The organism is Mesorhizobium sp. M1078 (genome assembly GCF_040318615.1).
GTDB lineage: Bacteria > Pseudomonadota > Alphaproteobacteria > Rhizobiales > Rhizobiaceae > Mesorhizobium.
Genome location: NZ_JAMYMP010000039.1, coordinates 1 through 15295 on the forward strand (window position 1 = coordinate 1; position 15295 = coordinate 15295).

The 15295-nt window shown below is 63.2% G+C and carries 8 protein-coding genes; all 8 read right to left on the minus strand.

Annotated features, from left to right (window positions below; translation table 11 throughout):
- Nucleotides 1-138 precede the first annotated feature (138 nt).
- Complete coding sequence (locus tag NKH38_RS28985; RefSeq protein WP_352760624.1) at nucleotides 139-1731, minus strand: peptide ABC transporter substrate-binding protein; 1593 nt, start codon at nucleotides 1729-1731, stop codon at nucleotides 139-141.
- A 450-nt stretch (nucleotides 1732-2181) separates the two neighbouring features.
- Nucleotides 2182-3831 (minus strand): beta-galactosidase BglA, encoded by a 1650-nt coding sequence (gene bglA, locus NKH38_RS28990; protein WP_352760627.1) that lies wholly within the window; start codon nucleotides 3829-3831, stop codon nucleotides 2182-2184.
- The gene (gene glgX / locus NKH38_RS28995; protein ID WP_352760630.1) at nucleotides 3831-5831 is read right to left on the minus strand and encodes a glycogen debranching protein GlgX; all 2001 of its coding nucleotides are present in this window, start codon (nucleotides 5829-5831) and stop codon (nucleotides 3831-3833) included. Before glgX ends, bglA begins: the two co-directional genes overlap by 1 nt.
- Before the next feature lie 157 nt (nucleotides 5832-5988).
- Nucleotides 5989-7617: an alpha-D-glucose phosphate-specific phosphoglucomutase gene (locus tag NKH38_RS29000; protein ID WP_352760633.1), complete on the minus strand. Its 1629-nt coding sequence runs from the start codon at nucleotides 7615-7617 to the stop codon at nucleotides 5989-5991.
- A 3-nt stretch (nucleotides 7618-7620) separates the two neighbouring features.
- The gene (gene glgA, locus NKH38_RS29005; RefSeq protein ID WP_023692759.1) at nucleotides 7621-9066 is read right to left on the minus strand and encodes a glycogen synthase GlgA; all 1446 of its coding nucleotides are present in this window, start codon (nucleotides 9064-9066) and stop codon (nucleotides 7621-7623) included.
- Nucleotides 9067-9085: 19 nt separating this feature from the next.
- Nucleotides 9086-10351 carry a glucose-1-phosphate adenylyltransferase gene (gene glgC / locus NKH38_RS29010; RefSeq protein WP_023715696.1) on the minus strand — a complete coding sequence of 422 codons (1266 nt, stop codon included), beginning with the start codon at nucleotides 10349-10351 and terminating at the stop codon, nucleotides 9086-9088.
- Between the two features lie 83 nt (nucleotides 10352-10434).
- Nucleotides 10435-12648, minus strand: a complete 2214-nt coding sequence (gene glgB, locus NKH38_RS29015) for a 1,4-alpha-glucan branching protein GlgB (RefSeq protein ID WP_352760636.1) — start codon at nucleotides 12646-12648, stop codon at nucleotides 10435-10437.
- A gap of 72 nt (nucleotides 12649-12720) precedes the next feature.
- A complete protein-coding gene (locus tag NKH38_RS29020) occupies nucleotides 12721-15183 on the minus strand; it encodes a glycogen/starch/alpha-glucan phosphorylase (RefSeq protein WP_023708423.1) in 2463 nt (820 codons plus the stop codon).
- Between the last annotated feature and the right edge of the window lie 112 nt (nucleotides 15184-15295).

Consider the following 15295-nt stretch of genomic DNA (forward strand, 5'->3'; position numbering starts at 1 on the left):
CGGGCCCTTTCCCCCCGCCCCGCCCAAAATCGCCCCCCCGGGGCGGCCCAAAACCCCCCCCCCTTTTGCGCCGGGGGCTTTTCCCCCCCCCGCCCCCCCCCCAAATGGGGGGGGGGCCGGTCCAGTCAAGGATGATTATCAGTCCTTGGAGACGAAGCGGGACGGATGGATGTCCATCACATTGTCATCGAAGCCATGCAGCTTCGAGGAAACGATATCGTGGAAGCTGTAGTAGAGAAGCGGAATGTTGCCGACGTCATCGACAAGGATGCGCTCGGCCTCAGTGAGGTCCTTCATGCGCTCTTCCGGCTTGCCGCCGGCAGCCGCGGCCTTGTCCATGGCCGCCTCATATGCCGGGCTGACGTAGTTCGAATAGTTGTTGCCGCTGGCCTTGCGGGTGATGCCGAGGAAGGTCTCGGGATCCTTGTAGTCGGCGATCCAGGCGGCACGCGCCACGTCGTAGTTGCCCTTCTGCTCGAGGAAGGAATAGTGGGTCTTGGTATCGGTGTTGAGCAGCGTGATCTCGACGCCAAGCGGCTTCAACTGTTCCTGGATGGCAACCGCGGTGTTCTTGTGGTTTTCCGAGGTGTTGTAGCGGATCTCCATCTTCAGCGGATGCTCGGGCGTATAGCCGAGTTTCTCAAGGATCTTCTTGGCGGCGTCCTCGCGGTCGATCTGCGGCATGTCGGCGTATTTGGCCATTGCCGGCGTGTAGCCGGCGATGCCCGGAGGCACCATCGAATAGCCAGGCAGCATGGAATTCTGCCAGACCTTTTCGGCCAGGAAGTCGCGGTCGATCGCCATCGAGATGGCGTTGCGCAGCTCGACATTGTCCCACGGTGCCTTGTCGGTCTTGATCGCGTAATAGTAGGTGCCGAGATACGGTCCGACACGGACCTGATCGCCGAACTTGGTCTTGAGGTCAGCGAGCTGTTCGGTCGGCAAGTCGCCGTAGCTGTCGAGTTCGCCGGCCTCGAAGCGCTTCATCGCCGATGAGCGGTCTTCGGTCGGGATGTAGTTGACGACGTCCATCTTGACGGTCGCGGCATCCCAGAATTTCGGATTCTTGACCAGCTTCATGTGGTCGTTGGGAATCCACTCGGCCAGCGTATAGGCGCCGTTCGAAACGAGATTGCCCGCCTTGATCCAGTCGGCGCCGAGCTTGTCGATCGAGGCCTTGTTGACCGGATAGGTAGCCTGGTGGGTCAGCATCTCGAGGAAGTATGGCGTCGGCGCCTTCAGCGTCACCTCCAGGGTGTTGGTGTCGATCGCCTTGACGCCCATGTCCTCGGGCTTGCCTTTCTTGGTGTTGACTTCCTCGGCGTTCTTCACGGGATAGAGCATGGAAGCGTATTCGGCGGCGGTCGCCGGATCCTCAAGCCGACGGAAGGAATAGACGAAGTCGTCCGCCGTCACCGGGCTGCCATCCGACCACAAGCCGTCCTTGCGCAGCTTGAAGGTGTAGACGGTGCCGTCATCAGATACCGTCCAGCTTTCGGCGGCGCCCGGGATGAGGTTCGTCTTCTGATCGTGCATGACCAGTCCCTGGAACAGGTCGCGTATGATATCGGCTTCGTAGACGGTCGAGGTCTTGTGCGGATCGACCGTCTCCGCTTCGGCGGCGCTGCCTCTGTTATAGACGGTCTCGGCAAGGGCCGGCGTCAGGAACGTGCCTGCGGCAAAGGTCATGGTCGCGGCGACAAGCGTCGCCTTCAGCATATTTTTCAGCATGAAGTCTCTCCCTGTGGCGCTGCCCATCGGCTGCGCCTTACGAGTGTTGACGCCCCGGAACCGATTTCTGGCCCCTTCGAGCGCGCCGCCGGTTCCCGTTCCGGCAGCTGGTGGCAGGAGACTAGACAGACGGAAATATTATTTCAACCGAGTCTTGCTTGACGCTAAGTGAGCATCCTCACCCTAAACCAGCCATAGCTAATCTATACTATCAGGTTCAATTGGGTGCAGCTTGAGGTTGTCCTGTAATTTTGCCTTTTGCCCTCAGCAGTTGTCATTAGCGCAACCAACTGGAAACATTTCAGGAATGCCGTTCGGGGCCAAGCTCGACGAAAGTACCGAAGAAGCCCGAAAATGAAAAACGTGGCGCCGGTGACGTTGCGCGGATCACTCGGCAATGGTTGCATGCGGACACGATCTTTTTTGAAGGCGGACGGCGTCCCTGAAAGATCAGCCTACCTTGCCGACAAACCAGCCCAGGGCAGGCAGCAACAGCCCCTCCTCCTGCAGGACGGCACCGCCACCCAGAGCGATCGCCTCGACAAGCTGGAGATCCGGCGGCAGCCGCCAGTCGGCCGGCTTGTCGGCGAAATTGAAGACGCAGAGCAATATCTCGTCCTCGCCCTGCCGGATGAAGGCAAGGACATCGCCGTCGGTATCGAGAAAGCGGATCGGGCCCTTGACCAGCGCCAGATGCGCCTTGCGCAAGGCGAGCATCGTCCGGTAGCCGGCGAGCACGGACTTGCCGTCGGCGTTCTGGATATCGACCGCCCGAGCGCGGTGGCTTTCCGGCACCGGCAGCCAGGGTTTTCCCGAGGAAAAACCGGCATTGTCGGCGCCCGCTTCCCAGACCATCGGTGTGCGGCAGCCGTCCCTGCCCTTTACCCCCGGCCAGAAACGGATGCCGACGGGATCGCGCAGATCCTCGAAGGTCAGTTCCGCCTCCTCCAGCCCAAGCTCTTCGCCTTGGTAGAGACAGATCGAGCCCCGCAGGCAGGAGAGCAAAGCGATAGCGAATGTCGCCACCGCATCTGGATCGCCGCCCGGCCGCGTCCAGCGGCTGACATGGCGCACGACATCGTGGTTGGAGAACGCCCAGCAGACCCAGCCGTCGGCGACAGCTGCCTCGAAGGCCTCGACGCAGCCGCGCACATGGGCGGCTGAGAATTGCGGGCCGAGCAGGTCGAAGGTGTAGCACATGTTGAGCTTGTCGCCGCCGGATGTGTAGGCGGCCAGCGTCTGCAGCGAGCGGCCTTCGTCGCCGACCTCGCCGACACTGGCGCGGCCGTCATATTCGTCGAGCAAAGCGCGGAAGCGCCTGAGGAAATCGAGGTTTTCCGGTTGCGTCTTGTCGAACAGGTGCTCCTGGAAGAGATAGGTGTTGGTTTCGCCGTTGGTGCCGGCGACGCTCGACGCCAGCGGCGGGTTGCTGCGCAGCCAGCGGTCGTGGACATAGTAGTTGACCGTATCCAGGCGGAAGCCGTCGACGCCGCGCTCGAGCCAGAACCGCACCGTCTGCAACAACGCGTCTTGAACCTCAGGATTGTGGAAGTTGAGGTCCGGCTGCGAGGCGAGGAAATTGTGCATGTAGTATTGCCGGCGGGTCGCGTCCCACTCCCAGGCCGGGCCGCCGAAGACCGACAGCCAGTTGTTGGGCGCGTTGCCGTCCGGCCTGGTGTCGGCCCAGACATACCAGTCAGCCTTGGGATTATCCTTGCTGGCACGGCTCTCTACAAACCATTCGTGCTTGTCGGAGGAGTGCGACAACACCTGATCGATGATCACCTTCAGGCCGAGCCTGTGCGCCTCGGCAACCAGCGCGTCAAAGTCGTCGAGCGTGCCGAACATCGGATCGACCGCCTGATAGTCGGAGACGTCGTAGCCCATATCGGCCATTGGCGATTTGAAGAAGGGCGACAGCCAGACGGCGTCGACGCCGAGCGAGGCGACGTGCGCCAGCCGTGAGGTGATGCCTGAGAGGTCGCCGCTGCCGTCGCCGGTGGTGTCCTGGAAGGAGCGAGGATAGATCTGGTAGATGACGCAGCCGCGCCACCAGTCGGCGCTCTGTTCGGGTCCCGGCTGGGCATTGTCGTCGGCCATCACGGACCCTTCCTGGCGCGGGCCTTTGCGGTCCGGCGCTCGATCATGAAACTGACACTGCGGCCGGGCAGCGGCCACGCGAGGTCGACCGCTTGCGCTTCAACAGCCGGCTGCCATTCAAACCCTTGCCGCGCGGGCAGCGTGAAGACGCATTGGCGGCGATCGCCATTGACGATCACAGCCAGGCGGCCCTCCCCGCCGTCGCCGAGCAGCATGACGAGGCGATGGCGCGAGCCATCGTTCCAGTCGGCTTCGCCGAGCGGCGCGCCGGTCTCGGTCAGCCAGGCGACGTCGGGCACATCAGAACCGGCCGGCGGCTCTCCGGTCAGGAAGCGCGTATCGGAAAGCGCCAGCACCGCGCGGCGCAGAGCTGCGAGCGCCGACACATGGGCTTCCAGCGCGACGTCGCGCCCGGCCCAGTCGAGCCAGGTGATAGCATTGTCCTGCGCATAGGCGTTGTTGTTGCCCTGTTGCGTGCGGCCGAATTCATCGCCCGCCGTCAGCATGATGGTGCCGCGCGAGGCAAACAGAGTGGCGAGCAGCGCGAAGCGATCATGGGAACGGGCCTCGGCAATCGCCTTGTCCGAGGTTTCGCCCTCGACGCCGTTGTTCCAGGACAGGTTCTCATTGTGGCCGTCGCGGTTCTTCTCGCCATTGGCTTGGTTGTGCTTGGCTTCATAAGCGACGATATCGGCCAGCGTCATGCCATCGTGCGCGGCGATGAAGTTGACCGTGCGGCTGGCGGATTGGCCCTCCCTGCCGAACACATCGGAGGAGCCGGCGAGCCTTGTCGCCAGCGCACCGACCGTGCCGGCATCGCCGCGCCAGAAGCGCCTGACGTCGTCGCGGTAGCGGTCGTTCCATTCGAGGTAAGGCGGCCGGAAATTGCCGAGCTGATAGCCATTCGGGCCGATGTCCCAGGGCTCGGCGATCAGCACCCTGTCGGCAAGGATGGGATCGGTTGCGATGGTTTCGAGCAACGGGGCTGCCGGATCGAATGCGCCATCGACGCGACCGAGGACCGGCGCCAGGTCGAAGCGGAAACCGTCGACGCCGGCTTGGCGGACGAAATGGCGCAGCGTGTCGAGTACCATGTCACGAACGACCGGATGGTCGCAGGCGATGGTATTGCCGGTGCCGGTATCGTTGGCCAACCTGCCGTCCGGCTCGCTGCGGTAGTAGGCTTGATTGTCGAGGCCGCGCAGCGACAGCGTCGGCCCGAGCCGGTCACTTTCGCCGGTATGATTGAAGACGAGATCGAGGATGGTGCCAATGCCAACCCTGCGCAGCACCCCCACAGTATCGCGCAACTCGGCGAGGCCGCCGGGCGCCAGGCGCGGGTCGAGCGCCATGAAGGTGACTGGGTTGTAGCCCCAGGCATTGCTGAGGCCCAGCGGCGGCAAATGGCGCTCATCGACCCATGCCGTCACGGGCATTAGCTCAACGGCGGAGACGCCGATCTTCTTGAGATGTTCGACGATAGCCGGATGGGCAAGGGCTGCAATGGTGCCGCGCTGCGCTTCCGGTACGTCCGGATGCAGCCTGGTGAAGGAGCGGACGTTGAGTTCGTAGATCAGGCCGCCTGGCTGGAACAAAGGCGGCTTGGCCGGCAGCGGCTTCGGTTGAGCCCGCGCGATGGTCTTCGGCATCAGTGGCGCGGTGTCGGCGCCTTCGTTGCGCCGGGCGGCAAGCCGCCAATGATGCTGGTAGGGCCGGTCGATCTCGACGGCGTAGGGATCGGTGAGCAGCTTGTCGGGATCGAACCACAGCCCGCGCTCCGGCGCATATTCGCCGTCGGCGCGAAAGCCGTAGCACGTACCTGCGGCAAGGCCGGCGACGAACAGCGCATGGACGCCCTCGCCTTCCGGCTGGAGTTCGAGCCGGTCGGTTTCGCGAGCGCCGGTGTCGCCGAAGATCGACACCCAGAGCCGCCGCGCGGACGACGACCAGGCGGCGAAGCGGATGCCTTCGGGAGTGACGGTTGCGCCGAGCTGGGTCATCGGCGCATCCTCCACCCTCGCCCTTGTGGAGAGGGTCGCGAACGTAGTGAGCGGGGTGGGAGTCGGCGCGGGGAAAGCGCTTTACGAGCACCCCCACCCCGATCCGCTGCGCGGATCGACCCTCCCCACAAGGGAGAGGGTAAAGACGTCACCACCCTCAAGTAATCACGCTCGGCTTGTTGCGCCCGGTGTGGCTTTTGATCCCGGCGATATCATCGGCAGCCGCGATCAGGTCGGCGAGGGCCTCTTGCGTGTCGAGATCATGCCGCGCTCTGTCCGGCTCGTAGCGCTCGATGTAGACGCGCAGCGTAGCACCCGACGTGCCGGTGCCGGACAAACGAAACACGACGCGCGAGCCGCCCTCGAACAGGATCCGGATGCCCTGGTTCTTGCTCACCGAACCGTCGACGGGATCGTGATAGGCGAAGTCGTCGGCATTGGCGATCTTCAGTCCGCGCACGCTGGTGCCGGGCAGCGAAGCGAGCTTGGCGCGCAACTCGTCGACCAGGGCGTTGGCGCGCTCGGTTTCGACCTCCTCATAGTCATGACGTGAATAGTAATTGCGGCCGTAGGTCGCCCAATGTTCGGTGACGACGTCCTTGCAGCTTTCGCCGCGCACGGCCAGGATGTTCAGCCACAACAGCACCGCCCACAGCCCGTCCTTTTCACGGACATGGTTCGAGCCGGTGCCGGCGCTTTCCTCGCCGCAGATCGTTGCCATGCCGGCATCGAGCAGATTGCCGAAGAACTTCCAACCGGTCGGCGTTTCGTAGATGCCGATGCCGAGCTGTTCGGCGACGCGGTCGGCAGCGCCGCTGGTCGGCATCGAGCGGGCGATGCCTTTGAGGCCGTCCTTGTAGCCCGGCGCCAATTGCGCATTGGCGGCAAGCATGGCCACCGAATCCGACGGGGTGACGAAAATGCCCTTGCCGATGATGAGATTGCGGTCACCGTCGCCGTCGGAAGCGGCGCCGAAATCGGGCGCATCCGGTCCCATCATCTCGTCATAGAGATGTTTGGCGTGGACCAGGTTCGGATCCGGGTGATGGCCGCCAAAATCCGGCAGCGGCTTGTAGTTGCGGCAGGTGCCATTCTCCGCGCCGAGCCGGCGCTCGAGGATTTCCTTGGCATACGGGCCGGTGACCGCATGCATGGCGTCGAAGCGCATGCGGAAGCCGTATTTGAAATTGGCGCGGATGGCGTCGAAGTCGAACAGGCTCTCCATCAATTCGGCATAGTCGGTGACCGGGTCGATAATCTCGACCGCCATGCCGCCGGCGGTCACCGTGCCGATCTTGTCGATGTCGATCTGGTCGATGTCGGCGGTCTTGAAGCTCGAAATCGTCTTGGTCTTTTCGAAGATCGCGTCGGTCAGCTTTTCCGGCGCCGGGCCGCCATTGCCGGCATTGTACTTGATGCCGAAATCCTCGTGCGGGCCGCCCGGATTGTGACTGGCCGACAGGATGATGCCGCCGAAGGTCTTGTATTTGCGGATGACATGCGACGCCGCCGGCGTCGACAGTATGCCGCCCTGCCCGACCATCACCTTGCCGAAGCCGTTGGCCGCCGCCATGGCGATGGCCTTCTGGATGACCTCGCGGTTGTAGAAGCGGCCGTCGCCGCCGATCACCAGCGTCTTGCGCTCAAAGCCCTCCAGCGCGTCGAAGATCGACTGGATGAAGTTCTCGGCATAGTGCTCCTGCTGAAAGACAGGCACCTTCTTGCGCAGGCCGGACGTGCCGGGTTTCTGGTCGAGATAGGGTTTGGTGGCGACGGTCCGGATCATGCTTCAGGCAACCCTTTTCGAAAGCAGCAGGCGGTAGAGTTCAACGTATTTGTCGGCGCTCTTGTCCCAGGAGACATCGGCCTTCATGCCCTGGCGCTGGATCTGTTCCCAGACGGCCGGGCTCGAATGCGCATCGACCAGCCGGCGGATGGCGTGCAGCATGGCGCCGCCACTATTGGGCGCGAACTGGAAGCCGGTGGCGACACCGGCCGAGATCGCTGCTTCATTGGCGTCGATGATGGTGTCGGCAAGGCCGCCGGTGCGGGCGACGACCGGCACGCAGCCATAGCGTAGGCCGTAAAGCTGGGTCAGCCCGCAAGGCTCGAAGCGCGACGGGATGACGATGGCGTCGCAGCCGCCCTGCATGGTGTGGGAAAGCCCCTCGTCATAGCCGACGACGACGCCGACACGGCCGCGATGGCGGGCGGTGGCAGCCAGCAGCGCGCCTTCCAGGCCGGCGTCGCCTGAGCCGAGGATCGCCAGCCGCGCGCCGGTGGCGACGACGCCGTCGACCACAGCCGCCAGTATGTCCATGCCCTTCTGCCAGGTCAGCCGGCTGACGACGCAGACGATCGGACTGTCGTCGCGCTCGAGGCTGAAACGGTCCTCGACAACCGCCCGGTTGGGAAGCCGAGCCTTGAGCGTCGCGGCGGAGTAGGCCGACACCAGATGCTTGTCGGTCTCCGGGTTCCAGATGTCGGTGTCGATGCCGTTGACGATGCCGTAGAGGTCGGAAGAGCGCATGTTGATCAGGCCGTCGAGGCCCATGCCGAATTCCGGCGAGCGGATTTCCTGGGCATAGGTGGGGCTCACCGTGGTGATCGCCCAGGCCGCCTGCAGGCCGGCCTTGAGGAAGCCGACGCCGCCATAGTATTCTACGCCGTCGAGCGCCATCGCCGCGGCCGGCAAGCCGAGCTCGCCAAAAATGCCGGCGCCGAACTGACCCTGGAAGGCAAGGTTGTGAACCGTGATCAGCGACGGCACGCCGACTGCCTTGCCGTAGCGCATATAGGCCAGCGTCATCGCCGACTGCCAGTCATGGGCGTGGACGAGATCCGGCTGGTAGCCGGAAATGGCGCCGCCGGCGATATCGCCACCGACCTGGCTCAGCGCAGCAAAACGCCGCCAATTGTCGGGCCAATCGGCGCCGGCCGCATTGCCGTAAGGGCCGCCGGGACGGTCGTAGAGATGCGGCGCGTCGAGCACGAACAGGTCGAGCCCGGCGATCTTGACGGCATGGACCGAAGCCTTGCCGCCCTGCAGCAGCGGGTATTGATAGACAGCCTTCTTTTTCTTGAAGGCGTCCATCACCTGGGGAAAGCCGGGGATGAGCGTGCGCATGGTCACGCCCTTGGCGGCCAGCGCGATCGGCAATGCGCCGGTCACGTCGGCAAGTCCGCCGGTCTTGATCAGCGGGAATATCTCGGGCGTGACCGACAGAACCTGCATGCGTTTATGGTACCCCGTCTTACAGCTTCAGCTTGTCGATCATGTCCTGCGTGACCAGGCAGATGCCCTTTTCCGAAACCCGGAAACGCTTGGCGTCGAGAACAGGGTCTTCGCCAACCACCAGCCCTTCCGGTATCCTTACACCGTGGTCGATGACGACGCGCTTCAACTTTGCGTTCCGGCCGACATGAACGTCGGGCAGCATGACGACCTCTTCCAGCGTCGAATAGGAGTTGATGCGCGCGCCGGTGAAGATCAGGCTGCGCTTCAGCGAAGCACCCGAGACGATGCAATCGCCTGAGACCAGCGAGGAGACGGCCGAACCGCGCCGGCCATCCTCGTCATGCACGAACTTTGCCGGCGGCTTCAATTCGGCATAGGTCCAGATCGGCCAGTCGCGGTCGTAGAGGTCGAGTTCGGGAGTGATGTCGGTCAGGTCGATATTGGCTTCCCAGTAGGCGTCGACCGTGCCGACATCGCGCCAATAGGCCTCGTTCTCGGCCGTCGAGCGCACGCAGGATTTGGCGAAACGGTGCGCGATCGCCTTACCGTGCTGTACGATGTAGGGGATGATGTCCTTGCCGAAGTCGCGGCTGGAGCCTGGCTCGGCCGCATCGCGGCGCAGCTGTTCCATCAGGAACTTGGTCTTGAAGACATAGATGCCCATCGAGGCCAGCGCGAATTCCGGCTTGTCGGGAATGCCGGGCGGGTCGGCGGGCTTTTCGACGAAGGCGATGATGTTGTCCTTGCCGTCGACATGCATGACACCGAAGCCGGTCGCTTCCAAGCGCGGCACTTCCAGGCAACCGACAGTGACGTCGGCATTGGCATCGACGTGCTGGCGCAGCATCAGCTCGTAGTCCATCTTGTAGATATGGTCGCCGGCCAGGATCACCATATATTCAGGGCCATAGGCCTCGATGATGTCGATGTTCTGGTAGACGGCGTCGGCCGTGCCTTCATACCACTGGGTTTCCGAGACACGCTGGGAGGCCGGCAGGATGTCGAAGCTTTCGTTTCGCTCCGGCCGCAGGAAGTTCCAGCCGCGCTGCAGGTGGCGGATCAGCGAATGCGCCTTGTACTGGGTGGCGACACCGAGGCGGCGGATGCCGGAATTCAGCGCATTGGACAGCGCGAAATCGATGATGCGCGTCTTGCCGCCGAAATAGACAGCCGGCTTGGCCCTGCGGTCGGTCAATTCCTTGAGCCGGCTGCCGCGGCCGCCGGCCAGCACATAGGCCATGGCATCGCGCGCCAGCGGCTGGGTTCTCTTCAAGTCTGCCATCTTTACCCTCCCAAATTACCAGTCTGGAGCATCGCCCGGTCCGCAACGAGTCGACGGACCTAATCCGAAACGAGTTGACGGACCTAGTCCGCAACGAGTTCAAGCATGATCGTCGACAGCGGCGGCAAAAGCATCGTTGCCGAAATGCCTCCTCCTTCCGCCCTGGCTTCGACCACACCGCCATTGCCCTTGCCCGAACCACCGTAGTCCGAAGCGTCGGTGTTGATGATTTCGCGCCATTTGCCGACCTTGGGCAATGGCACGCGATAATTGTCGCGCGGCACTGGCGTGAAGTTGGAAATGACGGCGATCGGGTTGCCGCCGGGCGCGCTGCGCAGCCAGGCGAAGACCGAATTTTCCTTGTCGTCGACGATCAGCCAGGAGAAGCCGTCCGGCTCGCAGTCGCGCGCATGCAGCGCCGGGCGCGAGCGGTAGAGATAGTTGAGGTCGCGCACCGTCTGCCAGACGCCGCGATGCGGGTGGAAGTCGAGCAGGTTCCAGTCGAGCGCGCGCGCCTCGCTCCACTCGCGGCGCTGGGCGAATTCCTGGCCCATGAACAACAGCTTCTTGCCGGGATAGCCCCACATGAAGGCATAGAAGGCGCGCAAAGTCGCGAACTTCTGCCAGTCGTCGCCGGCCATCTTGCCGAGCAGCGTGCCCTTGCCGTGCACGACCTCGTCATGGGACAGCGGCAGCACGAAATTCTCGGAGAAGGCGTAGGTCAGGCCGAAGGTCAGGTCGTTGTGGTGATGTTTGCGGAAGATCGGCTCCTTGGCGAAATACTCCAGCGTGTCGTGCATAAAGCCCATGTTCCATTTGAAGCCGAAGCCCAGCCCGCCTTCATGCACCGGCGCCGAGACCTTCGGCCATGAGGTCGATTCCTCGGCGATGGTCATCACGCCGGGATGGTGGCCGTAGACCTCCTTGTTCATCTTCTGCAGGAAGGACACCGCTTCGAGGTTTTCGCGGCCGCCTTTCTCGTTGGGGATCCATTCGCCAGCCTTGCGCGAATAATCGAGGTAGAGCATCGAGGCCACTGCATCCACGCGCAAACCGTCGACATGGTATTTCTCGGCCCAGAACAGCGCGTTATTGACGAGGAACGACACCACCTCGCGGCGGCCGAAATTGTAGATCGCGGTGTTCCAGTCGGGATGAAAACCCTTGCGCGGATCGGCATGCTCATAAAGCGCTGTGCCGTCGAAATTGGCCAGGCCATGCGCATCGACCGGGAAATGCGCCGGCACCCAGTCGAGGATGACGCCGACGCCGGCGCGGTGCGCACCGTCGACGAAACGGGCGAAGCCGTCGGGGTCGCCGAAGCGCGCCGAGGGGGCATAAAGTCCGGTTGTCTGATAACCCCATGACGGGTCATAGGGATGTTCGGAGATCGGCAGGAACTCGATGTGGGTGAAGCCTGTCTCGACAGCATAGGGGATGAGCTGGTTGGCGAGTTCGTCCCATGACAGGAAGCTGCCATCATCGTGCTGCTGCCACGAACCGGCATGGACCTCGTAGATCGATATGGCTTCGCGCCGGGGATCGGCCTTTCGCCAGTAATTGCGATGCGCCTCGTCGCCCCATTCATGCGCCGGCGGCACCGCCGTCACCGATGCTGTGGCCGGGCGCAGTTCAGACTTGAAGGCGAACGGATCGGCCTTGAGCGGCAGGCGCACGCCGTCGGGGGCAATGATCTCGTATTTATAGGGGTGGCCGGCGCCGATATCGGGAATGAACAGCTCCCAGATGCCGGTGTCGCGGCGGTCGCGCATCGTATGGCGGCGGCCGTCCCATTCGTTGAAGTCGCCGACCACGGAGACGCGCCTTGCATTGGGCGCCCAGACGGCGAAATTGACGCCCGACGCGCCTTCATGGTCGAGGAGATGGGCGCCGAGCTTGTCGAACAGCCTGAGGTGCGACCCTTGCGCGATATAGTAGTCGTCCATCGGGCCGAGCACCGGGCCGAAGGAATAGGGATCGGTCAGCCACCAGTCGCCGCCGGCATTTTTGGCGTGATAGCGCAGCGGCTGACGCTTCTTGATCGACAGTCTGCCTTCGAAGAAACCGGCGTCGTCGCGCCGCGTGAGTTCGCCGGCGTTCTTGCCGGCCAGCGTGTATGCGGTGACGAACTCGGCATTGGGGACGAAGCAGCGGGCAACCAGACCCTTGCCGGCTTCATGCACGCCCAGGATTGCAAAAGGATCGCCATGCGTGCCTGCAACAATTGCGGCGACATCGCCGGCTGACGCCAGCCCGTCCGACCCGCTCGTCGTCGCGGTCGCGCGCGGTTTCTTCATCAGGCGGTGTCCCTCCCTGGGAACCAGTTCTTTGTGCACAAGACCCTTTGCTCGTGGCCTCATGCAATCATATCAGGCGGGCACGTTCCAGATTTCTTTCGCATATTGGCGGATCGTGCGATCGGAAGAGAACCAGCCGACGCGGGCAACGTTGCGGATAGCGCGCGCGTACCAATCGGGGCTGTTGCGCCAGACCGCGTCGACATCGCGCTGGGCGGCGGCATAGGCGTCGAAATCCGCCGCCACCATGAACCAATCGCTGTTGTAGAGACCGTCGACCAGCTCGCGGTAGCGATCCGGCTGGTCGGGCGAGAACACGCCCGACGATACTGCGGCAACAGCCTGCGCCAATTCAGGGGAGCCCTCGATCACGGCGCGCGGGTTGTAGCCATTGCTGCGCCGCTCGGCGACTTCCGCCGTGCTCAGGCCGAAGATGAAGATGTTGTCGTCGCCGACGCATTCCTTGATCTCGACATTGGCGCCGTCGAGCGTGCCGATGGTCAAGGCGCCGTTCAGCGCGAACTTCATGTTGCCGGTGCCCGACGCCTCCATGCCAGCAGTCGAAATCTGCTCGGACAGGTCGGCGGCCGGCATCATCACCTCGGCCAGGCTGACATTGTAGTTCGGCACGAACACCACTTTCAGCAGCCCGCGCACCGACGGGTCGCTGTTGATGACCTTGGCGACGTCGTTGGCCAGTTTGATGATCAGCTTGGCATTGTGGTAGCTGGGCGCCGCCTTGCCGCCGAAAAATTTGACGCGTGGCATCCAGTCCAGCTCGGGATGCGAGCGGATCTGGTCGTAGAGCGCGATAGCTTCCAGGATATTGAGCAGCTGGCGCTTGTATTCGTGGATGCGCTTGACCTGAATGTCGAACAGCGCCGACGGGTCGAGCTTGATGCCGAGCCGGTCGGCGACCAGATTGGCGAGCTTGACCTTGTTGGAGCGCTTGACGGCGGCGAACTTGTCGCGGAAGGCGGCGTCGCCGGCAAAGGCTTCGAGCCCCTTGATGGCGTCGATGTCGTCGAGGAAACGGTCCCCGATCGCCGCGCGGGTGAGCGCGGTGAGGCCTGGATTGCACTGGATCAGCCAGCGCCGTGGCGTGATGCCGTTGGTCTTGTTGTTGATGCGGTCGGGATAGAGCTTGTGGAGATCGGCAAACACCGTCTCCTTCATCAGCTCGGTGTGCAACGCCGACACGCCATTGATCGAGTGCGAGCCGACAAAGGCCAGGTTACCCATGCGCACGCGGCGGTCGCCATTTTCCTGGATCAGCGAGATGCGGCTGATCTGCTCATTGGAAAACTGGTTGGTGGCGCGGGCCTCAAGCAAAACCTGCGCATTGATGGCGTAGACGATCTGCATATGGCGCGGCAAAAGCCGTTCGAACAGCGGCACCGGCCAGCTTTCCAGCGCCTCTGGCAGCAGCGTGTGGTTGGTGTAGCCGAAGGTGCGCTTGGTGATGTCCCAGGCCTGGTCGAAATCCATGCCGTGGACGTCCATCAGCAGGCGCATCAGCTCGGGCACGGCGATCGCCGGATGGGTGTCGTTGAGGTGGATCGCCGCCTTGTCGGGGAGCGAGGCGAGATCGCCATACTGGCTGAGATGGCGCTGGACGATGTCCTGCAGCGACGCGGTGGAGAAGAAATATTCCTGCCGCAGCCGCAGTTCCTGGCCGGCCTTGTGGGAATCGGCGGGGTAAAGCACGCGCGACAAGGCATCGGCCTTGTTGCTTTCGGCCAGCGCGCCGATGTGGTCGCCGGCGTTGAACTTGTCGAGCAAGATCGGATCGACCGGCATGCCGGACCAAAGCCGCAGCGTGTTGACGCGGTTGGCGCGCCAGCCGACCACCGGGGTGTCGTAGGCGACGGCCTGGACATGCTCGGTCGGCTTCCAGACGTGACGTTCGAGCCGGCCATCCTTGGAGGTGATCGATTCCACCGAGCCGCCGAAGCCGACTTCGAAGGCGCGTTCGCGGCGCTCGAACTCCCAGGGGTTGCCGTGGTCGAGCCAGGTTTCGGGCAGTTCGACCTGCCAGCCGTCATGGATCTCCTGGCGGAACATGCCGTTGGCGTAGCGAATGCCGTAGCCATGCGCGGGAATGTCGACGGTCGCCATGCTTTCCATGAAGCAGGCGGCGAGCCGGCCGAGACCGCCATTGCCGAGCGCTGCATCCGGTTCGAGCCCGGCGATGAGGTCGAGGTCGACGCCCAGCGACTTGAGCGCTTCTCGCATATTGTCCATCAGGCCGAGATTGGAGAAGGCATCGCGCATAAGCCGGCCGATGAGGAATTCGAGCGACAGGTAATAGACGCGCTTTTCCTGCTGGGCGTAGGCCTCCTGCGTCGCCTGCATCCAGTGATCGACGATGCGGTCGCGCACGACCTTGATCGAGGCGGTCAGCCAATCATATTGCGTAGCAACGGACGTGCCTTTGCCGACCCGGTATTTGAGAGCCAGCAAGACTTCGTCGGCCAGCGTCTTGGGATCGGGTATTTCGAGATCGGGGGCTTTGGCTGTCATTGTTCGCGTCATACTGCCTCTCGTGATCGTGCTGCGATCATACCGGCTTTCGCTCTCAGTCCCAGCCTATCCTAGTGCATCGCAACATACGTTCAATCGATTTAGACCAGCATGCCGCCAGTTC